Source organism: Alteromonas profundi (assembly GCF_010500865.1).
GTDB lineage: Bacteria > Pseudomonadota > Gammaproteobacteria > Enterobacterales > Alteromonadaceae > Alteromonas > Alteromonas profundi.
Window position 1 is genome coordinate 14,312 of the sequence record NZ_JAAAWN010000012.1, and the last position, 22,598, is coordinate 36,909.

Sequence of the window (22,598 nt, forward strand, 5' to 3'; positions counted from 1 at the left end):
TAGCCATTGGTGCAACGCCCTAGGCATCTTAAATGGGCCCTTTGTGAGCAAATGTATAACGAGGTTTAGCGATCTCAGCGCATAGTGTTAATATTTCCCCAAAAGTTAGGTCGACAAGGATTCTCGCCCATGGGGTTGCATAAGGTCTTGTTTAGGCCCCAGGGGAATAACCTGGGTGGGGTTTATCATAGTATGGCTGAAATAATAATGACGTTTAATATGGTCAAAGTTTACGGTGTCTGCAATACCCGGTATTTGATAAAGTTCGCGCATATACGCAAATAAATTTGGATAGTCAGCTATTTGTTTAATATTGCATTTAAAGTGACCGTGATAGACAGCATCAAATCGAATAAGTGTCGTAAAGAGCCGCCAGTCTGCCTCGGTCAATGTATCAGCCACTAAATAGCGCTGTGATGAGAGAATCTGTTCAATCTTCGCCAGCGCACCGAACACATCATTCACTGCCTCCTCATAGGCCGCTTGAGTGGTAGCGAACCCTGCCTTATACACTCCGTTATTAATGTTGGGATAAACCAAATCGTTTATTTCATCAATAGCACTGCGCAACGATTCAGGATAGTAATCGATGGTATTCCCGGTAAGTGTATTAAAGCCACTGTTAAAAATACGAATAATGTCCGCTGATTCATTATTAACTATCTGTTTGGTTTTCTTATCCCACAAAATAGGCACAGTAACGCGTGTGGTAATCTCGCTATCAGCCAAGGTGTAAATTTCATGTAGATATGTTTTACCGTAAAGCTTATCGCCGGTGCTCCCTGGGTAATCATCGAAACTCCAGCCGTGGGAAAGCATGTGCGGATGCACGATTGACACATCTATATGTGCTTCTAGCTCTTTTAACTTTCTAACAATAAGCGTGCGATGAGCCCATGGGCATGCCAAGGCTACATACAAATGATAGCGTCCAGACTCGGGTTGAAACTTATTGTCGTCAGCACCAACAAAATGTCTAAATTTCGATGCTTGACGTTCAAACTTCCCTCCGGATTTACTGGTGTCATACCACTTGTCCTGCCATTTACCGTCAACCAATAGGCCCATAGTCTTTCCTTTCCTCAAAATTCGTTGCATTCATTACATTAGTTACGTGATTGAATCATGTTTGGACTTTGCTGTATTGCGTGAAAAAACGAATGACACGTTCGTGTAAGTCGAATTATTTTGCTAACCATGGGTTATAAAACCGCTATAAATAGGTCGGGGAATTATCTTCATAGCACGCCTTTAGGCCGTGTTTTGTTTGGCAAATGTAGAATACCCAGCGTCAATAACTTGCATTATTATGGTTTTTTGCGATCATGCGCGCCCTTAATCGTAAATGCTAGGGCCTGCTTCACGCAGCTTCTATTTTTGTGAGTATATGTATGTCTTATGACCCAAGGTTCGGCGGCATTGTTCGCCTTTATGGCCCAGAAGCCACAAATAAACTTGCCAATAGTCACGTATTAATTGCAGGTATTGGTGGCGTAGGAAGCTGGTGTGCAGAAGCGCTCGCTCGCTCGGGTGTGGGTAAACTAACCCTGGTCGACTTAGACGATGTGTGTATCACCAATACCAACCGTCAAGTTCATGCAATGTCAGATACCATAGGCCAACCTAAAGTCGAGGCGATCGCTGAACGTATTAATAAAATAAATCCCGCCTGTAACGTTACCTGTGTAGAAGACTTCGTACTTGCTGAAAACGTAAGTGAGTTAATCTCAAATGCATGTGATGCGGTAATAGATGCTACCGACAGTATTCGCGCAAAAGCTGCCATGATTGCCCATTGCAAACGGCAAAAAATTCCAATCGTTACGGTAGGCGGTGCTGGGGGGCAAATCGACCCCACGCAAGTGACCAAAGGCGATCTAGCAAAAACGGTACAAGATCCCCTTGCCGCCAAGCTACGCAGTGAACTTAGAAGAAACTACAACTTCAGTAAAAACCCTAAACGCCGATTTGGCGTAGAGTGTATTTATTCCACGGAACAACTGCGCTATCCACAACCCGATGGCAGTGTGTGTTTTAATAAATCCGCGATGAGCGGTGGTACACGCCTAGATTGCGCGGGCGGCTTTGGCGCAGTGGTTACGGTAACAGCCACTTTTGGTATGTTTGCCGCAGCCAGTATCATCAACCGTTTAACTGGCCAAAAATAGACAATTCGTCTTAACTTAAGCACAATGTACACTTTGCCCACGCAACTTCTGTGCTGGTGTTACCAAGGAACTAAGATGTCACCGAATGAATTAGAAGAATTAATGAGCGATAGTGCGGATAACGCGGTGAAAACTGCGCAAGCAGAGTTTAATACACCGCTTGATTTTACTGCACAAAGCATTGCTACGGTTGATGACTTGCTGTTAGCTTTTATCGAAAAATATCAAGAAAAAGCGCTTGAAGAAAAAGCCGTGTTCACTATCTGCAATATTTTTGGCGCCTATGTTGGCGAAACGTTGCGTCGTTATGTAAAAGGCACATGGATTTACGATGAATCTAATCCACAGGCCCCCTATATGCTCCTCGCAGTGGAAAGCAATACCTACGCATTTGCTGGCATTTGCTACGAGCGGTTAGTCAATGATAAAAGTGTTAGCGTTAAAAGCTATTTTGACCAAGCTTTAGCGAATCATCAATAAACCTTTTGTTGCGTCTAACGAGGTTAAGGCTAATGTATGTATTAGACAACGTGGGGCAAAGCGAGCGTTTGTGTTTCGCCCTACTTTTAGCGAATGCATTGTAGGGAGTACGTAATAGACGCTACGCGATACAAATAACAGTAGACAAAAATATTGACGCAATATCTTGCTACATAGCAACCTTGTTCATCTAGGCTTTTTAGCCAGCAGGGTTCGCCTCCCCTTTATCGTGTTGCGTAGGCGTTTGCCAATCTTCAATCATCCAGCGTAAATGCCGGCTTCGACACACCACGTAAAAACCAATCAAAGAAACAGCAATTTTAATTGCCGTTACTAATTCAAAATTCCAATGCAGTTTTACAGCGTGATAGACCTGAACCCCAAAAGAGCAGATTACCCCAATTACCATGGCAGGAATAAGCCAACGACACCACAGGATATAGTGGTGTTTCCATAAGCGTTCACGCTGACTAATTAAAACCATTGCGATAACCAATGGAAAACTACTCGCTAACGCCATCCATAAACTTTCGCTGTGGGGGTAAAAAATACGTAGCAATGTTTCTGTTTGCGTACGTGAAGCGAGGGAAAAAACAAAAGCAATCCAGTCTAGACAGAAAAAAGCGAGTAAACCATACAACCACACAGGCGGTAGTATACGCCCCGCCTCGTCGTAATATTTTAGGGGCAGCTTTAGCATGCTATGAAGACAGTTAAACAAGATATCATAGGCAGAATATTGGGCCGTTTTAGGTAACTTAAACCGTACTGTCTTATAATATAATTAATTTTCCGCTCCCCTTTATAAAAATACGCGAAACTGCTGCGCTTAGCAGCGACTTACTGTATAATCCGCGGCCATTTTAAGTACAGCATTAACCAGGTAATTTTAATGTCAGTAGAAACCTTTGACCCCAACAAAACGGTTAATAAAACCACCACGCTGGAAACACCCGTTAAAACACTTGATGCGAATAGAAATCGCGATGCAGCGAGCGGTAGTCGTATTGGGTTTGTTAGCTTAGGTTGTCCGAAAAACCTGGTTGATTCGGAGCGCATTCTTACTCAGCTTCGGACTGAAGGCTATGATGTGGTTCCCACATACAACGATGCTGACCTAGTTATTGTAAATACCTGCGGCTTTATTGATGCAGCGGTAGAAGAGTCTCTTGATACCATTGGCGAAGCGCTAAAAGAAAACGGTAAGGTAATTGTTACTGGGTGTTTAGGTATCAAAGAAGATGATATACGAGAAGTTCATCCAAATGTATTGGCCATCACAGGTCCTCATGCTTATGAAACCGTGGTTGAACAGGTACACGAACACCTACCAAAGCCGCAGCATAATCCCTTTGAGCACTTGGTTCCCGACCATGGGGTAAAACTCACGCCTCGTCATTATGCCTATCTTAAAATATCTGAGGGCTGTAACCACAGATGTACTTTCTGTATTATCCCCTCAATGCGCGGCGACCTTGTAAGTCGTCCTGTGGGCAGCGTGCTTGATGAAGCAAAACGCTTGCAAGCGGCGGGCGTAAAAGAGTTATTGGTGATTTCCCAAGATACCAGTGCGTATGGCGTAGATGTAAAACACCGCACCGGCTTTTGGAATGGCATGCCTGTTAAAACGCACATGCAGCAGTTGTGCGAAAAACTTGGCGAAATGGGAATTTGGGTTCGACTTCACTATGTCTATCCCTACCCCCATGTAGACGACCTTATCCCTTTGATGAATGAAGGTAAACTGCTTCCTTACCTTGATATTCCACTGCAACATGCCAGTAAGCGTATCTTACGACTTATGAAACGCCCTGGCAGTGCCGATCGTACGTTAGAACGCATTAAAAAGTGGCGAGAAATATGTCCTTCATTGGTAATTCGTTCAACCTTTATTGTCGGCTTCCCGGGTGAAACAGAAGAAGAGTTTGAAGAATTACTAACGTTTATTCGCGAAGCCCAACTCGACAGGGTTGGTGCATTTGCATACTCCCCCGTTGAAGGTGCCCGCGCCAATGATTTACCTGATCCTGTACCAGAAAGTATTAAACAAGCCCGTCTTGCACGTTTTATGGAAGTGCAAGGTGAGATTAGTGCTCAGCGTCTGCAAGACCGTATAGGTAATGAGTATCATGTAGTTATTGATAGTGTAGATAGTGAAGGCGCGGTAGGAAGAACTTACGCCGATGCCCCTGAGGTTGACGGCCTTGTTCATCTTAACGGTGTTTACAACGTGAAGCCAGGGGATCGTGTCTGGGCCGAAGTTATTCATGCCAATGAACACGATGTGTGGGCGGTGCTTTCCGAAGACCAAGATGACGCTAGCGACACGGAATAATGACACCTACACGCTGTCGCTTATGTCTTCAACACAGTTGTAATAGATGGCAAGAAAAACGATAACAGGATAACTTCCCTGTGCGGCGCCTCCTTTGTGGGGCGCTTTTTTTTAACCGCTCCCCCCATCAATGTTTCTGTAGACGCCATGATTAGGCTTAGTTTACAACTACCACGGTAATGTATCACCATTGGCGTGAATGAAACGACCAGCGTTCTCTACATTTAGTTCTTCTATACGAGTGACTAATCGTGCCGCCGCAGTATCGGCATCAATATCACCGTTACCATTGACCATTTCAGTTTGCACAAACCCAGGATGAAATACGCCAACAGCAATACCTTTTGGCCCTAAGTCATTCGCTAAGGATACGCCTGCAGCATTAAGCGCCGCTTTCGACATACGGTAGCCGTAATATCCCCCTGAACTGTTGTCAGCCATGGAACCCATACGGCTGCTAATCATGGCTACTTTGCTACCCTCATTAAGAGAAGGTAAAAGGGTTTGTGTTACCAGTAGAGAGCCTAATGCGTTGACGCGAAATTGATATTCGATGGTGGCGGGTTCCCAGTCATGAAGGTTCTCAACCCCTAGTACGCCCGCATTATTTATTAAAACATCAATCCGCGTGGCGACAATATCGGCGAGTGCAACTGCAAGGGTTTCGGGCTTTGAAAGGTCAACATTATTAATTATCTTAGCCCCACTTGCGTTTAATTCATCGCAACTATTGCGACAGGTAGCAAAAACCGTGTGGCCCTGAGCGACATACTGCTTAACCAGCGCAAGGCCTATCCCTCTGTTGCCCCCTGTTACCACTACATTCATGTTAACTCCTTAATAATGATAGGTTAGTGCTAACGCCTCTGTGGTTTGCCATAGCACGTTAGGTTGCTAACGTGCCTAATAAACGCCTTAGATCCTCTGGCGTATCAATTCCTACTGGTGGCTCCTCAGCGGCAATGTCGCAATGTATTTTGTCACCGTACCATAATGCTCGCAACTGCTCTAGCGACTCAATATGTTCCAGTGCACTTGGCGCGTAACTCACATAGCGTTGTACGTATTGCGCGCGGTAGGCATAAATACCAATATGACGATAGTAAAGATTCGGATCGGCCTGTTTTGGTGAACCCATCATTCTGTTCCGCTCAAAGGGTATGGCCGAACGGGAAAAATACATGGCTTCATTGCGCGCATTCACCACGACTTTCACCATGTTTGGGTTAAATACGTCATCACTTTTTTCTATCGGTGTAGACAAGGTTGCCATCATACAGTCAGTAGCATTAGCTAAGTTGCCAGCCACCTGCTTGATATTTTCGGCAGGAATAAAAGGTTCATCCCCTTGTACATTAACCACAATATCTTGACCGCTTATCGCTTCTTTCGTAAGTACTTCAGCGATGCGCTCAGTGCCCGATTGATGATCACTTGCCGTCATGCAAACGTGAGAAAAATGCTCAGCGACGTTTGCAATACGCACATCATCGGTGGCAACAATAATTCTACTTGCCCCGGCCTCTTCAGCACGCTCGACCACGTGTTGAATCATTGGTTTCCCTTGAATATCTGCAAGCGGTTTACCGGGAAAACGACTAGAGCCAAAGCGAGCAGGAATAACTACAGTAAATGCCATGGTTCTCTACCTTGTTGCATCAACTTCATCGAGGGTTAGCGATGATGCTTTGCTTTCAATGAGTACCGCAATACCGTCTGTAATGTCATAGGCAAGACGGTCGAAGCGGCAAATAAGTTGCGATGCATCATCGCTGAGCACCAATTTTCCCTTACACACGGGGCACGCCAATACTTCTAAAAGCTTTTTATCAAATGCCATTGTTCTTCCTCTTTTCTGTTGGCGTTACAGTTAAGCCAGCCTCAGCTAGCTTCTGATCGATTAACGTATAAAATTTGCTATCTATATTAGCTGACACCGGCAGATACCAGCAATTGTCGTGAGCGAAATCAGCGACTTTCACGGCGTCTTTTTCAGTCATCAACACCGTGCCAGCAGGAATGTCTTTGGCAGTAAATTGATGATGATCTGGAAACCCGTGACAATGAGATAACTGCATCCCCATTTGTTTAAGTTGGCCGAAAAATCGTTCGGGAGCGCCAATACCTGCTATCGCGGTGGTAGGTATGTTGGCTAATTTATCAAACCCAATTGTCTTATCAGGTTCACACACGGACGTAAAACGGCCAGGAGAAAGACGCATAATATATTGCTGCGTTTTGCCCGCATTAAGCGTTGGCGCATCACTGGCATGCCTGTTATGGATTAATGCATCAACCTTTGACAAGCGCCAGCGCCCTTCACGTAGCGGCCCCATAGGCATAAGGTAGCCACTGCCTAACATACGTTCATCCATAACCACAATTTCAACGTCTCGTGCCAATGCGTAGTGCTGTAAACCGTCGTCACAAATAATTAGGTCACAATGGCATTCGTTGCTTAAATAACGCGCGCCACGGCTTCGTACCGGGTCGATAACGACAGTAACATCGCTGCGCACTGCAAGTAGTTTAGGCTCGTCGCCCACTTCCAAAGGGTTATCTGTTTTTGTTACCACTCGCGGATAGTGCGCTGATTTTCCCCCGTAGCCTCGGCTCAATATACCTACCGTTAGCCCGCGTTTTTTATAATACTCGGCAAGAGCCAATACTACGGGTGTTTTGCCATTGCCGCCCACCGATATATTGCCCACAACAATTACCTTGGCGTCTACACGAACAGACTTTTTAAGTCCGACTTTAAAACTCGCCCGCCTTAATCCACTCAGTAGCCAGAAAATAACCGTTAAAGGCGAGAGGAGCCACACCCACCAGCGCCCTTGATGCCAGCGCTTTACCAATATACTCACTAATGACCACCAAATTGAAGAGCGTGAAGTTGCGCGTAGTGCCCACCTTTTGCAAGCAACTCCTCATGCTTGCCGCGTTCTATTATACGGCCCTGCTCTACCACCATGATCACATCAGCATTCTCAATCGTTGACAGACGGTGAGCCACAACCACGCTGGTACAGCGTTGCTGTAAGGTATCAAGTGCATCTTGAATAAGGCGTTCTGATTCAGTATCTAACGCTGAGGTGGCCTCATCGAGAATTAATATCGGGGCATCGGCCAAAATAGCGCGGGCAATAGCAATACGCTGGCGCTGCCCCCCAGATAGCATAAGACCATTTTCGCCCACTACGGTATCGATACCGTGAGGTAAGTTATCTAAAAACTCTTCAACATGCGCCATTTTAACGGCCTGCGCTAATCGCTCACTAGATACCTCTTCTTTGGCGCCATAGGCAATATTGTTTGCAATAGTATCGTTAAACAAGGTTACATTTTGCGAGACAAGGGCAAATTGCGAACGCAGGCACTTCAAATCTATGCTATCAAGAGGCTCGCCGTCTAGTCGCACTTGGCCTTGCTGCGGTGAATAAAAACGGGTAAGCAGCGACGATATCGTTGACTTACCACTGCCAGAACGCCCAACAAGTGCTATTGACTGACCCGGTTCAGCGGTAAACGAAACATCGGTTAATGCGGGAGATTGCTTACCCGGATAGGTAAAGGTCACATTATCAAACTCAATTTTTCCCTTCGCACGTTTAAGCATTACCCCGCCTTTATCGGCTTCATCTTCAACATCTAATATTTCAAAGATACTGGCACATGCCGCCATCCCTTTTTGGAACTGATTATTGATGGTGGTAAGTTGTTTTAGTGGCTTTAACAACATCACCATACAAAACACCACATTAATAAAAACGCCGGCAGTAAGTTGCTCTAACATTCCTGGGGTACTTGCAATAAATAGCACTACCGCCAGAGCAACAGACGCAATAACCTGGATAGATGAAACACTAAAAATTTGTGTTACCGCAAGCTTCATGGTTTGTTGGCGGTTATGGTTGTTTTTTTGCTCAAAACGATTTTGTTCTATCTGTTGGCCGCCGAACATGATCACCACTTTGTGACCTTTTACCGCTTGCTCTACCGCTGAGGTAAGATTACCCATCGATTGCTGAATATTTTTACTCACTACCCTAAATCGTTTGCTTACAAAAGAAACAATAACCGCAACAAGGGGCCCGATAAGCAGAAATATAAGGGATAACTGCCACGAGTAATAAAACATTACCGCTAACAAGCCAATCACTAACGCGCCTTCTCTAACCAGAGTAAGCAGTGCTTTACCGGATGCGTTTGCAACCTGCTCTGTGTCATAGGTAACTTTACTAATTAGGCCACCTACTGCGTGTGTATCGTGAAACGCCACCGGTAAGTGAATGTATTTTTCAAACAATTGCTGGCGCATACGCATCACCACACGCGAGCCAATCCAAGTAAGGGTATAGGTTCCGAGAAAATTAAAAATACCGCGTAATAAGAAAAGCGGCACTATGGCGTACGCGGCTAAACGCAAATATTCCTTATCATTATTTCCTAACGACTCATCAATCATAGGTTGCAGTTGGGCGAATACAAAAGTATCAACTGCTGAATACCCAATCATGCCAACGATGGCTGCAAGAAAAGGAAGTTTATAATCACGCAAATAGCGCAGAAATCGCTTAACCTGTGAGGCAGACGTCTCGGTTTGTTGCATTAGTCTTTGTTTATCCATTCGTTGTTCGTATTTTACCGGTGGTATTGTACAAGCTCTTTGTGTATTTCCCTAATCCGTGAGGTGCCTAGGCGGTTTTCTATGCAAGTACCAGCGGCGACGAATATCCCGGCGAAGTGGCGATACTATGATGTCATTAGGCGAAAATTCAAGGCGTATGTAACCATATTCACTGGTAGTAAATTGTGTTGCGCCAAATTTTTGGTAACGCTGATAGACGTTTTTAGTAGGAAATTTCCACCTATTTTCATACCCTTGAGTATGAATTACGACGTCTGGTGAGACGCCTTCAATAAACGCAGCGGTTGATGACGTACTGCTACCATGATGGGGTGACAATAATACATTTGCTGATAGCTTTTGTTGCGTTTTAATCAACGCATATTCACTAGAGCGCTCTATATCACCAGGTAGCAAAAGACTGTGATTAGCATCAAAAATTTTAACCACACATGAGGTGTTATTGTTATTTTCAGTATTGCCTTGCAATGGCCAAAGAAAGCGCACCTCTAACCCTTGCCAACGAAACTGCGTACCTTGACGGCAGCCGTTAGTAGGGGTAAACCACGAGGCAGCACTTTGGTGTTTAGGCAACCATTGTTGTAATGTTTTTACGCCGCCGGCATGATCCATGTCGTTATGACTAATCACCACCATATCAATATAGCTAGCGTTAATTTGTGCTAAAAACAAAGGTAACATATCGCCCATAATTCGTGATTCACCTTCGTAGGCGGGCCCAGTGTCTATAAGTATTGTTCGCTTGCCCTTCGTTATTGCTAGCGCTGTTCCCTGCCCCGCATCAAAAACATGCAAAAACCAGCGATCATCATTGAAAGCCACAACGCTCAATAGCAAAGGAGCAGTGAATATTGCGATACATAACCATCGGCTTCGCCACACTGGCAATAAAAATAACACCACAGCAACGAAAAAACTGGCTAACCCGAAAGGCTCAATACCCAGTGCAACGTGGCTAAAAGGTAACTGTTCAAAGTATATTAACGCTTTAAGCACGTAACTAAGTAGCCCGTCCAGGTACCTCAAGGAGGTAGAGGCCCACTCATAAAGGAATCCACTGGGAGCGATAAATAAAGTGAAAAGAAGGCTTAGCGCTATTGGTAATAGGAAAGTGATAATAGGCACGACCAATAAATTAGCAATAATGCCTATGAGACTTGCGCTTCCAAACCACATTAGGGTAAGAGGTAGCATGGCAACACTTATAGCAAACTGCATCACCACTAGGCCTATATACCAAGGACGCGACGTTAAACGGTATCGCCAATTCAACAGCGCTATAAAAACCACTGCACCTATGCTCAAGTAAAAACTTGCTTGAAGTATGGATAGCGGGTAAATAAGCAAACAAAAGAACACCATCATCACCATCAATGAAAACGGCGTTATGGCAACACGAGCGATAGCGGTTACACTAACTAGCAAAAGCAACAGGTATGCACGCATTACCGGTAGCGCCATACCACTAATATAGGCGTAACCGAAAGCGCTAACTAACACGACAAGCAACACCACTTGGCGAATACTGACCATAGTTTGGGTAATCGGAAACACTAAACGCACCAGCAAATAACCAACACAGCAAACGTAGAAGGTAGTTGCTGCAATAATGCCTAAATGCATTCCCGAAATACTAAATAGGTGCGCAGTGCCTGTGCGCTGAATTAATTGCCAATCTGTGGGTGTCAGTGCTTGCCGGTTCCCCAACAACAGTGCTTGCCACCACTGGGTATTTTGAAGTTCAAGCTGAATAAGGTGGGCATTTAGTGAAAACGCTACGCCATGGTGATGATCAATGTTTTGCCCGTTATCCCGTGCTATTAGGTTTTTTATATAGCCTGTAGCCACCACATTTTGGCTTACTAGATATTGCTGAAAGTTAAATCCAACAGGGTTAATACTACCGTAGGCTGGCTTAATTCTAACTAACGCCGAAAACGTATCTTGATTATGAATACAAGGATGAGACTCAATAGTACGCAATTGCATAATAAGGTTGGCGGGCATTTTTTCGCCATCTATTTGGCTAATACTGACTTTATAGGTATGCGCAAGGCGATTAGCGCCTTGGCCTTTATTATCAATCTGGTGGTAGTTTAAACACCCCCCTGATACCACTTGTCCTAAAACTGTGACATCTTGTTGAATTTTATGCTTTGGCAGTTGCCAAGACAGGTACGAATGCCCTACACTCGCCATCCATAGCACACCCGCAAGGGCGCCACTAACACCTATCCATAAACGGGAATAGGTAATTGCAGTATGCCACCAAAATGCTGTAGTTTTTGTGGTCACCTGCCCGATTACAATGAAAATTACTGCCAATAGCGCAATGCATAGCAAGCTTGTGGGTGAAGGAAGTGCTGACCAAAACACTGCGCTTAATGCGCTAGAGCAAAAACTACTGCACCAAATTGTGATACGATTAGCCATAAGTATACGTAGCAATAGTAGTAATGGCGATTTCGCCATAGGTTTACAGTAATGAACGAGTGTTATGCCTAAAAAATTTATTAGACGATTTCTGCCTGACCACCAGACAGTCAAGCAAAACAAAGCGCTGCGTATCTTTGGGAGTGTCTTACATGAACCCAATTTATGGCATTTAAATAGACGTTCCGCGTCAGGCGCATTTGGGATTGGTTTGTTCTTTGCGTTTTGGCCAGTGCCCTTTCAGATGTGGTTATCTGCTGGCATGGCTATTCCTTTTCGGGCCAACTTACCTCTCTCCGTTGCCACGGTATGGGTAACCAATCCATTTACTATGCCGCCCATATTCTACGGTGCCTACAAGGTTGGGACTACTGTACTTGGGACCAAGCCTGAACACTTTGAGTTTCAGTTTAGCTGGCAATGGGTGGTGGAAAGCCTAACCACAATTGGCCCCGCATTTTTGGTCGGCTGTGCTATTTGTTCGGTTATTTTTGGCATTGCGGGTTACGTTAGCTTAAATTGGATATGGCGTTTTCAAGTTAGAAAAGCGTGGGAAAAACGCAGACAAGCGCGCAATAAAAACGCAAAGTCAGCGTAAAGTAGACGCTCGAACCCACCATAACTAATTCGTTCAAACAGTAAAAAAGGGGCGCGATAATGACTATCGCGCCCCTTTTTTACTGTTTTTACCTCGTGGCTGTCACGGGCTGCCTATCGAGGGTTCGCATAGAAAAAAGACCACACTCACTTCCACGATTGCGCTAGATAGTACTGTTCCCTATTCGTGCTCAGCAAGAAAAGCGACAAGTGCGTCTTCGTCCCACACAGCTACGTTTAAATCTTGCGCTTTTGTTAGCTTAGAGCCCGCTTTTTCGCCTGCAACCAAGAAATCGGTATTCTTAGAAACGGAACCTGCTACTTTCGCGCCCAGCAACTGTAATTTGGCTTTCGCATCGGAACGCCCCATAGTGCTTAATGTTCCCGTTATCACGCAGGTCTGCCCTTCAAGGGGTAAACTTTCTCCCGCCGATTTTTTCTCGATATCCGGCCAATGAATACCGACATTAATAAGCGCCTCTATAACCTCAATATTATGATCTTCATTAAAGAAATTATGGATATGCGTTGCCACAATCTCTCCCACATCCGACACCGCTACCAAATCTTCTAGGTTCGCGCTACGAATAGCATTAAGGGTGGTAAAGTGCTGCGCTAAGTTTGCTGCGGTAGCTTCGCCTACTTCCCTTATTCCTAACGCATACAGAAACTTTGCCAACGTGGTGGTTTTTGAGGCTTCTAAAGCGTTGAGCAGTTTTACCGCAGACTTTTCAGCCATTCTCTCAAGCCCGATTAATGCTTCCACAGTTAGAGTGAAAAAGTCTGCGGGGCTATGTACCAGGTCGGCGTCTACCAACTGCTCTACAAGCTTATCGCCTAACCCATCGATATCAAAGGCTTTACGGGAGGCAAAATGCTTTAATGCTTGCTTACGCTGCGCCGCACAAATGAGGCCGCCCGTACAACGTGCCACTGCTTCATCAGCGAGTTTTTCTACGTTAGAGTCGCAAACAGGACAAGTACTAGGAAATACTATATCCCGTTCTGCGCCGTTGCGCTTTACCTCAACCACTGAGACAACTTGCGGGATAACATCGCCGGCACGGCGAATAATCACATAGTCGCCTACCTTAACACCAAGCCGTTCAATTTCATCTTGGTTGTGCAATGTGGCATTAGACACAGTAACGCCGCCGACAAAAACGGGTTCTAGCCGTGCTACTGGAGTAATAGCACCAGTGCGCCCCACTTGAAACTCTACATCGAGTAAGCGCGTCACCTCTTCTTGAGCCGGAAATTTTTGAGCAATTGCCCAGCGCGGCGCGCGTGCAACAAAGCCTAATTGTTGTTGCAGTTCAATATCGTTAACTTTAAATACCACCCCATCAATGTCATAAGGCAAGTTGTCACGCTTAGTTAAAATGAGCTGGTAGTAATCTAAACAGCCCTTCGCCCCTTTGGCCGTATCGATATCAGGGCACAGCGGAATACCCCATTGGGCTAATGTTTCGAGTCTCTGGCTGTGTAACGACGGTAAGCTAAAGTCACTTGGGCTCACTAGCCCTAATGAATATGCGTAAAACATTAGGGGACGTTTAGCGGTAATTTTGGAATCTAACTGGCGCAAACTACCCGCCGCAGCATTTCTCGGGTTAGCAAACACCTTCGCACCGGCTTGCTTTTGCTGTTCATTAAGTTTTTCAAAGCCTTTTTTAGGCATAAAAACTTCACCACGAACCTCTACACGTTCAGGCCAATTTGTCCCTCTTAAAGATAAAGGAACGTTAGCGATAGTACGTACATTAGCGGTAATATTTTCCCCTACCTGGCCATCGCCCCGGGTTGCAGCCCTTACAAGTTGACCATTTTCGTACAGGATACTTACCGCAAGACCATCAAGCTTTGGCTCGCAACTAAAGTGAAGAACCCGAGTATCTTTAAGCCTGTCTGAAACCCGTTTTTCAAATGCTAATAATGTGGTCTCGTCGAAGGCGTTATCAAGCGACAACATAGGCACTTCGTGGGTTACTTGCTCAAATGCTGAGAGGGCCTGACCGCCTACTTTTTGGCTTGGAGAGCTCGCACTTTGCAGCTGCGGGTGAGCTTTTTCTAGCGCAATGAGTTCCTGCATGTCGCGATCGTATTGCGCATCGGGAACGGTAGGCGCATCTTGAACATAATATTGGTAGTTATATTCAGCTATTTGGGTTCGCAATTCTTCAATGCGACGACGAGCATTTTGTAAAGATTCTGACATCGTTATTTTACACGTACCTTGATTAACAGTTAGGCGGCGACGTAGCCCATACATTATCTATACTTTGCGGCTTAAATAATTAAGCCTACATTGAGCAAGAGCCACGTGCCATTAGGATCTATATTAGCATTTCAATATAAAGAGGGCCTGATACGTATCAGGCCCTCTAGGTAACTCTACATTTTATACCCAGCCACGTATTATTGTCTGGCTATCATGCGTTTGCGTTCAAACTCGCGAATTTTCTCAACATATTGCTGTAAGCCTTGCTTTGTTAAAACACTGCGCCTGCCATCGAGCACCTGTGCATCAAACTCGTCGGCGAGCTTACGTGCGGCATTATGCATCATATTAAACACCTGGTGAGGGTCTGCTTCTATCGGCAGTATCATAAACAAAGAAACCCCCTGTGTAGCAAAGGTCTCAAGCTTATCAATATCAAACACACCAGGCTTAAACATGTTCGCTAAACTAAACAGTACGGGGCCTTTACCGTTGGAATTTACATGGCGGTGAAAAATATCCTGATCGCCAAATTTAAACCCTAAGGTTAATAACATGGGTAAAAGTACAGCCCCGTTAATAGGCTTATCTTCAGGCGCTTTTACATTTAATACTAATACTTCTGGCTCCAACGCTTGCGCCGCTTCACTATCGGTCTTAGCGTTATCTGGGGTACTAGGTTGCGACGATGAATCAATACTGTCATCAAAGTCGATGCGCATTTGATCGTCCCCAAACCGTGGCTCCTGTCTTTGCTGGGTGCCTGTTCTCGCCCGTTTAGGTTTGGTTCTCTTTGCACTTTTTTCACTTAACTCGCTGGCCGTAATGGTTTCAGGCGTCGCTTTAGGGGCCTCGGCGGGTTGTGACACAGCCTCTGTCCTGTGTTTTTTCTCTTCACCTTCATTGTATGTCGAACTGGCGTGACATTCAGCGCTTTGCGGCCCTTGCGTGTTCGCAGGCGCAATAACACCCTCAGTTGTATCGCTGTCTTCTTTTAACAAAAAACCCGGCGGTTCAGGAAACTCGGGGGCATTATCTGTTTCTGTGTCAGCTGTAGAGCGTGGCTGACCTTGCAAATGCGGTTTTGGGTTACTCACTACCGAACCATATAGCTTTGGCTCTTCGCTAACTAGCGTTTTAGACTGCGTTGCTCTGGCATCAAGCGGAGTCGCGTCTTTGTCGTTCCCGGTCTTATCAACACCCTTAGGCTCTTCATCTGTACACGGCGTAGCCGAGTTTTGGCGCTGCGTTTCCCCATTGTGGGATTGGCTTCCCTTATTTTCACTGTGGCTATTACCCTCCACATGAGACATAGGTTCATCAGGGTTACGTGTATTGGTAGGCGTGGCCGTTTGACTATCCCTTCTGTGCGGATCATCGTTGTCTGTGCCAGGCGCGGGCGAAACCACCCTAACCTTGCCAATGCCTAATTCGTCGAAATCTGCTTTCTCTTCGCCGGCGTAATCTTGATCAGGCTCTGCATCTACAGGTGTATTATCCCACTGACGAGGCTCTCTTCGGGGTTTAGTCACCGAACGATTATTTTTGCGTATCTTCCAAATACCATGCGCAAGCACTGCAACAATAAAACATGTGCCCGCAATCAATAGTGATAGACGTAATTCATCTTCCATTTTAACTTCGTCGCCCTTTGTTATGCTTCTGCGAAAGCTACTGCTTCGTCAACATCTACTGCCACCATCCTCGAAACGCCTGGTTCCGCCATCGTAACACCAGTCAAGTGACTTGCCATTTCCATCGCAATCTTATTGTGGGTGATATATATAAACTGCACAGTTTGTGACATTTCTGATACCAAGTTACAGAAACGTCCAACATTTGCATCATCCAATGGTGCATCAACTTCATCCAGTAAACAAAACGGCGCTGGATTTAGTCTAAATATTGCAAACACCAATGATAAAGCGGTTAACGCTTTTTCTCCACCGCTTAACAGGTGAATCGTACTATTTTTCTTACCAGGCGGCCTTGCCATTATCGTTACCCCGGTTTCCAAAAGGTCATCGTCAGTAAGTGCTAAGTATGCAGAGCCCCCTCCAAAAACTTTGGGAAATAGGGTTTTCAAATCGCTATTCACTTGCTCAAAGGTATTGGAAAAACGAGTACGGGTTTCCTTATCTATCTTTCGAATAGCACTTTGTAACGTTTCAAGGGCCTCATTTAGATCATTATATTGGGTATCTAAATGACGTTTACGTTCAGACTGGATATCAAATTCCTCTACCGCGGCTAAGTTAACCGCCCCCAATCGAGTAAGACTATTTTGGGTTTTTTCTAACTCTTTTTGCCACGTAGCCTCATCAGCGTTCTCGGGTAAGGTAGGAATTATGCTGTTAAGGGATAACTTGTCCTCAGCCAATTGCTCTATCAACGCATTGCTACGTACTCGGTAACCTTCAATATCAATGTTTAATTTTTCTATATCGCGGGTTCTACTTTGAATTTCTTTTGTTAATGCCTGCTGCCCTTTTTCTGTCTCGTTAAGCAATGACATTACTTTTTCCTGTTGGGCCTGATAGTCACCCCGTTGCGCTTCTAGTTGTTGCTTCTCGTCAAGTAAAGCCTGCAATTGTTGGTCTTGTTGCGTTTGCGGTGCGCTAAGCTGCTCTTTTTCCTCAACGAGGTTTTGCTGCCGCTTTTGATAGCTGGATAACTGTTCATTATTTCTATCTACTTGCTGCTGGTATAGCGCTTGGTGGTTTTCAAGCTGCTGATATTTTAAGGCTAAATCATGAACTTTCTGGGTTAATGAAGCAACTTTGCCGCGCAAGGTGTTCACTTTATTTTCATAATGCTCGCGCTGTGCACTCACCGTTTCAACGTGCACTTCATGCTCAAGAATTTGCGCCTCTGCAACCTCCAACTTTTCAGACAAAGCAGCAAGCTGTTTCTCTTCTTTTTGCAAAATTTCGTTGTGCTTAGCCAGCTCAGTGCGCACTTTTGACGAACGGGTCTGCTGTTGCTCTTGCTGCATAGTGAGTAAAGACAGCGAACTCGCTAAGTTCGTCACCACGCTTTTGGCTTCTTGCCAGAGCGACTCACACGTAGCGCGGGCTTCTTCCGCCTCTGCTAGTTTCTCAGTTATAATTGCGGCTTGGGCTTCTATCTGGGCATACTCTGTGTCTATTTGGGTCAGTTCTTGGGTAAGCTGAGCAATTTTATTCGCGCGCTGAATAACACCGTCTTCACGCTCACCAGGTAACACCACCCAGTCGCGCCCACACCATAGCCCAGAATACGCCAGCGCTGATTGATGGGACGCTAGCGTTTCTCTCGTTGCCAGAGCCCCCGCATCTTGCTCAAACAGGAAAATGTCATTAAAGGCCCTTGGCACCCGCGCAGAAGTAAGGGCTTTAGCAAGGGTACCGCTAGATTTTTTATCGGTAAATTGATGATTGATGAAAATAGGTACGCCTTTGGGCAGGCAATGGTCACTGTGTGGGTCAGTGATAATCTCATCATTGTTTAATAATACGTAAGGTTGATGCCATCCGTGCAACACAACTTCGGTACAACGGCTAAGTGAAGGAGGAACATCAAGAACCTGCCATAATGGCTTAATGGTGTCATCTAAGGTATCCGGAATGCCTCCCGCGTCTTCTTGTAAAGCCATAAGCGCAGCTTGAGTAGACCGTACTGACTGTTGACGGCCCGCCAATTGGTTCGCCTCGCTTTGTACACGCTTGAGTTGTTGTTGGTAATCTAACACCGTCTGCTTGGCATTTTTGTCGCTCTCTTCACCTAGTGCGCACTGCTGTCTTGCTTCCTCTATTTGCGCCTCTACCGTGGTAATTTTATCGGCCAGATTCTCTTCATCTAGCTGCGCCCGCTCATCATTTAGCTCGCTAATACGCTGTGATGTACGTAGCTGCATGCTCATGGTGGCTTGAATTTGACTATGGCAGGCTTGTACTTCTTGCTTTAGCCGGTGATAGGTTTGTTCATGTTCGCGGCTTTGTATATTAAATTCCCGTAGCTTTTCTTCTGCCTCTATAAACGCCTGCTCGGCTTGCTCATGCTCTTCTTCTACTAGCGCTTGTTGTGGCATAAGCTTATCTAACTCGGCGCGTGAGCGAACCAACGCGTTTTCAGCCTCACTCTTTGAACTGACCAACAGGTTTATTTGCTGCTCAATCTCTTCTAGTTCTCGGTTAATTTGATTTAGGCGTTGCTGGCGATGCAAGGCGTTTTGTTCGAGCCGAGTAATACTATTACTGGTAGTAAATATTGCCTGTTGAATATCGTCAATTGTCTGCTTTAATTCACTATGTTGGGTGCGATAACGCTGAATGCCAGCTTCATCGCCCTTACTTTGTGAGACTAATGCATCTAGTTGTTGTTGGTAGGTCGATTGCTGAGCTTGCAACGAGTCTATGTGTTGGTTAATTTGATTAAAACGTATTGCCGCTAACTGGCCTTTGAGTTCTCGAAGTCGTCCACGCAGTGTTTTATAACGGGTGGCTGCTGCCGCTTGACGTTGCAATTTTTCGATTTGTTGGGCAAGTTCATCGCGCACGTCGTCAAGCCGTGTAAGGTTATCTTGCGTGTGGCGAATACGGTTTTCTGTTTCTCGGCGCCGCTCTTTATACTTTGATATGCCTGCCGCTTCTTCGATAAACACCCGTAACTCTTGTGGCTTCGACTCAATAAGCCGTGAAATCATCCCCTGTTCGATAATGGCATATGACCGCGGCCCGAGCCCGGTGCCTAGGAACAAATCGGTGACGTCCCGTTTTCTACATTTGGTACCGTTAAGAAAATAACTCGACTGCCCATCTCGGGTTACTAAGCGCCGTACCGACAACTCGCTATAGTTTGCATATTCGCCGCCTATACGCCCTGCACTATTGTCAAAGACCAGTTCAACGCTACATTGTCCTACTGGTTTTCGTGCCGAAGATCCGTTAAAAATCACGTCTGTCATGGCATCGCCGCGTAAGTTTTTAGCGGAGCTTTCACCTAGTACCCAACGAACAGCATCAATAACATTGGATTTTCCACAGCCATTAGGGCCTACCACAGCGGTCATATCGCCGGGAAATGGGATATTGGTGGGGTCGACGAAGGATTTGAACCCTGCAAGTCTGATTTTCTTTAGCCGCACACGCTGCCCTTACGTTGGAACGTAATTATTGTAAAATGCTGTTTGGAATTGACACTTTTCATTGTTGAACGTAACACGACATTCTGTGTTGTCAGCCTCTGACGGGCATTTTAGTTATTATTATTCATCGACTTTACCAAATCTAATAGCTTGTAACAATTACCATTTAATGTGGTCTCTCTACACAGGTATACTATTAAAACCGCGGGTATGTGTCCGTGATTTACGCAAGGAGTAGAAATGCAATCCCACAGTGGTATCCATTATTTTTTCGAAGGTTTTTCGCTGATAAAAACAAAAGGGCTCAAACGCTTTGTTTTCGTTCCCTTAACCATCAACCTATTACTTTTTTCTGTGGCATTTTACTTTTTGTTTGGCCAAATAGAATTCGGTATAGCCTATGTTATAAGCCTAGTACCAGAATGGCTAGGATGGGTTAAAACTGCCATTAGCTTTTTCCTTTGGCCACTGGCTGTGATCAGTGTGTTGCTTATTTTTGCTTTAATCTTTGGCACCTTGGCAAATTGGATAGCTGCGCCCTTTAATGGTGTGTTATCGGAAAAAGTAGAGCGTCATTTAACGGGTGAGGATTTAGGGGATGAAGGCCTTTTTTCGTTAATAAAAGATATTCCTCGCACCCTAGGACGGGAACTGACCAAGTTAACCTGGTATATCCCCCGGGCCATAGGCTTCCTTTTGCTGTTTTTTCTACTTCCGGTTATTGGCCAGGTAATATGGTTTTTATTTTCTGCATGGATGATGGCGATACAATACTGTGACTACCCTTACGATAACCATAAAATATCGTTTAAGCGTATGCAGGGGCAATTATCGTTGCATAAAGGAAAAGCCCTGTCATTTGGCATAATGGTGAATGTTTTTTCACTTATACCCGTGGTCAATTTTATTATAATGCCTGTGGCTATTTGTGGGGCCACTGCCATGTGGGTGAACGAGTTAAAATCACAAGCGCTGGCCCCTTCTCCCCAATAAAACGTTATTTAACTAAAGTGGGTTGTGCAAACCCACTTTCATAAACATCTAGCCACTGACCGGCGCTGTCCGTATTGCCTTGCTTATGAAATGCCTGAAATAAATTCATTGATATGGGACGTTGGGCGTTGGGGTTTTCCAGTTGAGCTTGCCACAAACGTAAATATAATGCGGGGATAACCCCAATGTCGTGATGCTCCATAAATGTTACCTCTACACTGGGTTTATAGGCATTGCGCTGTATGGCTTCACACGTTTTTGCTTTACCCACTAACAAGCTACTAGGATCCCGTGGCAATGATGGGTTGTTATCGGCAAGAGCCTGCTGCCATAATTTCACTGTGGCAATAGGCTGGTAGGTAAGCATCCCATCTACAACTAAGTTTGGCGGGGCGAAATTGCCAATGCGTGTTGGCTGACAGTAGCGATTCGCCGCGCTCCTAGATAAAGGGTATTCATCAATAAACCCCGCAAAGTGCGCAAGTTCGTGCACGAATACAGAGTAATCATCGCTAATATCAAGGAACATTACCCCATTTTGTACGCTGGCCTTGCCTTGCGTAGATACCACTACAGCATGGGTTAACTGTCGCTTTTCCACCACTGGGGCGAGGGGTCTAATATCGCACCCTAATCGGTTGCTACCGTTAAAATTTTCGCTACAGTCTACGCTGTCATTTTCAAGCCAAATAGGCGGCGCGATGCATAAGGATAAAGGTTTTAGTCGCGTATCTTGTCGATACTGCTGGTATAACGCGTTTGCGCGGGTAATGGTGGATAGCGAGGTTGCGAATAACTGTATACGTTGATGGCATACTTTATCACTGGGCCAAACAAATGTTGAAGCTTGAATAGGCGTTATCGGCGAATACGTCTTTAATACGCGGCCCAATTCTGCGGCCTGCTTATGGCCACCGTCCGCCGCTTTTTTAAAGTAGGCTTTCGCCTGATTTCGTTTGTTTTCATCCCATAGTAAACGCCCATATTTGAACGCACTTTGCATGTTATTATCAGCTATTTTAGCCAGCCAAGGTTTCGCTTTTTTTTGCTCACCTTGCAACAGATACCAATCGGCCAGCGCCGCTTGGGCTGGTTCATAATCAAGGTTTGCGGCTCGGAGCAACCATGTCTCTCTTACCTCAGGATCTTCACTTGCCATCGCAAAGGTTAACTGGGCTTCTGGAACATTCCCCTTCGCTGCGAGATAAACAAATCGTTCTGAAGCTTGCTCTTCACCTAACAGCTGATATAAGGCCCATGCAGCGGACGCGTTGTCACGTTCCACTAACCTCTCTAACCAGTAGGTTACGCGATACTGCTGGGCCGTTTCCGCCAATAATTGTTCTGCTGGGGAGTACCCTTGTTGTGTAGCAAGCCACAATAAAGGTAACGCCGCTGCTTGCGGTGTATAGACAAAGTCTGGTTGACTAAAGGGGGCGGTTGACGCACTAGCCGACAAGCTCTCATTCACCAGTGGTGAATAAAGCGCATCACTGGCATTGCGGTAAAGTTGAGGCGCATAACGACCTGCATCGCCAGAAACAAGTAAAAGTGCCACTATGGCAAGTACAAAGCCTCTCATAACTGGCGCAAAT

General features: G+C 45.4%; 17 protein-coding genes. 5 read left to right on the forward strand and 12 right to left on the reverse strand.

Annotated features, from left to right (window positions below; genetic code table 11):
• Nucleotides 1-105 precede the first annotated feature (105 nt).
• Entirely contained in the window at nucleotides 106-1,068 is a 963-nt protein-coding gene (locus GTH32_RS10305; protein ID WP_163085434.1) for a glutathione S-transferase family protein, read from the reverse strand.
• Nucleotides 1,069-1,391: 323 nt separating this feature from the next.
• Between GTH32_RS10305 and tcdA the strand changes: the two genes are divergently transcribed.
• The gene (tcdA, locus tag GTH32_RS10310) at nucleotides 1,392-2,168 is read left to right on the forward strand and encodes a tRNA cyclic N6-threonylcarbamoyladenosine(37) synthase TcdA (RefSeq protein WP_163085436.1); all 777 of its coding nucleotides are present in this window, start codon (nucleotides 1,392-1,394) and stop codon (nucleotides 2,166-2,168) included.
• A gap of 75 nt (nucleotides 2,169-2,243) precedes the next feature.
• Complete coding sequence (locus GTH32_RS10315) at nucleotides 2,244-2,648, forward strand: hypothetical protein (RefSeq protein ID WP_163085438.1); 405 nt, start codon at nucleotides 2,244-2,246, stop codon at nucleotides 2,646-2,648.
• Nucleotides 2,649-2,847: 199 nt separating this feature from the next.
• Here GTH32_RS10315 and GTH32_RS10320 read toward each other — a convergent pair whose 3' ends face one another.
• Nucleotides 2,848-3,348, reverse strand: coding sequence for a DUF2919 family protein (locus GTH32_RS10320; RefSeq protein ID WP_163085440.1), 501 nt, complete (start codon nucleotides 3,346-3,348; stop codon nucleotides 2,848-2,850).
• 192 nt (nucleotides 3,349-3,540) lie between these two features.
• On the opposite strand from GTH32_RS10320, the gene rimO reads away from it, so the two are divergent.
• Nucleotides 3,541-4,983: a 30S ribosomal protein S12 methylthiotransferase RimO gene (rimO, locus tag GTH32_RS10325; protein ID WP_163085442.1), complete on the forward strand. Its 1,443-nt coding sequence runs from the start codon at nucleotides 3,541-3,543 to the stop codon at nucleotides 4,981-4,983.
• A gap of 168 nt (nucleotides 4,984-5,151) precedes the next feature.
• Here the strand turns inward: rimO and GTH32_RS10330 are convergent, their stop codons facing one another.
• The 6 genes from GTH32_RS10330 to GTH32_RS10355 all read right to left on the reverse strand — a co-directional run bounded on the left by GTH32_RS10330 (nucleotide 5,152) and on the right by GTH32_RS10355 (nucleotide 12,067).
• Nucleotides 5,152-5,811, reverse strand: a complete 660-nt coding sequence (locus GTH32_RS10330) for an SDR family oxidoreductase (protein WP_163085444.1) — start codon at nucleotides 5,809-5,811, stop codon at nucleotides 5,152-5,154.
• Between the two features lie 58 nt (nucleotides 5,812-5,869).
• Entirely contained in the window at nucleotides 5,870-6,622 is a 753-nt protein-coding gene (gene kdsB / locus GTH32_RS10335; RefSeq protein ID WP_163085446.1) for a 3-deoxy-manno-octulosonate cytidylyltransferase, read from the reverse strand.
• 6 nt (nucleotides 6,623-6,628) lie between these two features.
• Entirely contained in the window at nucleotides 6,629-6,823 is a 195-nt protein-coding gene (locus tag GTH32_RS10340) for a Trm112 family protein (RefSeq protein WP_163085448.1), read from the reverse strand.
• On the reverse strand, nucleotides 6,813-7,850 hold the full coding sequence (gene lpxK / locus GTH32_RS10345; protein WP_163085450.1) for a tetraacyldisaccharide 4'-kinase: 1,038 nt from the start codon (nucleotides 7,848-7,850) through the stop codon (nucleotides 6,813-6,815). The genes GTH32_RS10340 and lpxK overlap by 11 nt, the downstream gene beginning before the upstream one ends.
• Nucleotides 7,850-9,595: a lipid A export permease/ATP-binding protein MsbA gene (msbA, locus tag GTH32_RS10350; protein WP_163085608.1), complete on the reverse strand. Its 1,746-nt coding sequence runs from the start codon at nucleotides 9,593-9,595 to the stop codon at nucleotides 7,850-7,852. The genes lpxK and msbA overlap by 1 nt, the downstream gene beginning before the upstream one ends.
• A 69-nt stretch (nucleotides 9,596-9,664) precedes the next feature.
• Nucleotides 9,665-12,067, reverse strand: a complete 2,403-nt coding sequence (locus GTH32_RS10355; protein WP_163085452.1) for a DNA internalization-related competence protein ComEC/Rec2 — start codon at nucleotides 12,065-12,067, stop codon at nucleotides 9,665-9,667.
• A gap of 64 nt (nucleotides 12,068-12,131) precedes the next feature.
• Here GTH32_RS10355 and GTH32_RS10360 point away from each other — a divergent pair, with 64 nt between their 5' ends.
• Entirely contained in the window at nucleotides 12,132-12,665 is a 534-nt protein-coding gene (locus GTH32_RS10360) for a DUF2062 domain-containing protein (RefSeq protein WP_163085454.1), read from the forward strand.
• A 180-nt stretch (nucleotides 12,666-12,845) separates the two neighbouring features.
• Here GTH32_RS10360 and ligA read toward each other — a convergent pair whose 3' ends face one another.
• The 3 genes from ligA to smc all read right to left on the reverse strand — a co-directional run bounded on the left by ligA (nucleotide 12,846) and on the right by smc (nucleotide 20,010).
• Nucleotides 12,846-14,882, reverse strand: coding sequence for an NAD-dependent DNA ligase LigA (gene ligA / locus GTH32_RS10365; protein ID WP_163085457.1), 2,037 nt, complete (start codon nucleotides 14,880-14,882; stop codon nucleotides 12,846-12,848).
• A gap of 200 nt (nucleotides 14,883-15,082) precedes the next feature.
• Nucleotides 15,083-16,519 carry a cell division protein ZipA gene (gene zipA / locus GTH32_RS10370; protein ID WP_163085459.1) on the reverse strand — a complete coding sequence of 479 codons (1,437 nt, stop codon included), beginning with the start codon at nucleotides 16,517-16,519 and terminating at the stop codon, nucleotides 15,083-15,085.
• 20 nt (nucleotides 16,520-16,539) lie between these two features.
• A complete protein-coding gene (gene smc / locus GTH32_RS10375) occupies nucleotides 16,540-20,010 on the reverse strand; it encodes a chromosome segregation protein SMC (RefSeq protein WP_163085461.1) in 3,471 nt (1,156 codons plus the stop codon).
• Nucleotides 20,011-20,250: 240 nt separating this feature from the next.
• Here smc and cysZ point away from each other — a divergent pair, with 240 nt between their 5' ends.
• Nucleotides 20,251-21,003 carry a sulfate transporter CysZ gene (gene cysZ, locus GTH32_RS10380; protein ID WP_163085463.1) on the forward strand — a complete coding sequence of 251 codons (753 nt, stop codon included), beginning with the start codon at nucleotides 20,251-20,253 and terminating at the stop codon, nucleotides 21,001-21,003.
• A gap of 4 nt (nucleotides 21,004-21,007) precedes the next feature.
• On the opposite strand, the gene GTH32_RS10385 is transcribed toward cysZ, so the two are convergent.
• Nucleotides 21,008-22,585: an SEL1-like repeat protein gene (locus tag GTH32_RS10385; RefSeq protein ID WP_246223224.1), complete on the reverse strand. Its 1,578-nt coding sequence runs from the start codon at nucleotides 22,583-22,585 to the stop codon at nucleotides 21,008-21,010.
• Nucleotides 22,586-22,598 lie beyond the last annotated feature (13 nt).

Bases quoted from the DNA above. Each gene is read 5' to 3' on its own strand.
- GTH32_RS10305 (WP_163085434.1), bottom strand. From the start codon at position 1,068: ATGGGCCTATTGGTTGACGGTAAATGGCAGGACAAGTGGTATGACACC.
- tcdA (WP_163085436.1), top strand. From the start codon at position 1,392: ATGTCTTATGACCCAAGGTTCGGCGGCATTGTTCGCCTTTATGGCCCA.
- GTH32_RS10315 (WP_163085438.1), top strand. From the start codon at position 2,244: ATGTCACCGAATGAATTAGAAGAATTAATGAGCGATAGTGCGGATAAC.
- GTH32_RS10320 (WP_163085440.1), bottom strand. From the start codon at position 3,348: ATGCTAAAGCTGCCCCTAAAATATTACGACGAGGCGGGGCGTATACTA.
- rimO (WP_163085442.1), top strand. From the start codon at position 3,541: ATGTCAGTAGAAACCTTTGACCCCAACAAAACGGTTAATAAAACCACC.
- GTH32_RS10330 (WP_163085444.1), bottom strand. From the start codon at position 5,811: ATGAATGTAGTGGTAACAGGGGGCAACAGAGGGATAGGCCTTGCGCTG.
- kdsB (WP_163085446.1), bottom strand. From the start codon at position 6,622: ATGGCATTTACTGTAGTTATTCCTGCTCGCTTTGGCTCTAGTCGTTTT.
- GTH32_RS10340 (WP_163085448.1), bottom strand. From the start codon at position 6,823: ATGGCATTTGATAAAAAGCTTTTAGAAGTATTGGCGTGCCCCGTGTGT.
- msbA (WP_163085608.1), bottom strand. From the start codon at position 9,595: ATGCAACAAACCGAGACGTCTGCCTCACAGGTTAAGCGATTTCTGCGC.
- GTH32_RS10355 (WP_163085452.1), bottom strand. From the start codon at position 12,067: ATGGCTAATCGTATCACAATTTGGTGCAGTAGTTTTTGCTCTAGCGCA.
- GTH32_RS10360 (WP_163085454.1), top strand. From the start codon at position 12,132: ATGCCTAAAAAATTTATTAGACGATTTCTGCCTGACCACCAGACAGTC.
- ligA (WP_163085457.1), bottom strand. From the start codon at position 14,882: ATGTCAGAATCTTTACAAAATGCTCGTCGTCGCATTGAAGAATTGCGA.
- zipA (WP_163085459.1), bottom strand. From the start codon at position 16,519: ATGGAAGATGAATTACGTCTATCACTATTGATTGCGGGCACATGTTTT.
- cysZ (WP_163085463.1), top strand. From the start codon at position 20,251: ATGCAATCCCACAGTGGTATCCATTATTTTTTCGAAGGTTTTTCGCTG.
- GTH32_RS10385 (WP_246223224.1), bottom strand. From the start codon at position 22,585: ATGAGAGGCTTTGTACTTGCCATAGTGGCACTTTTACTTGTTTCTGGC.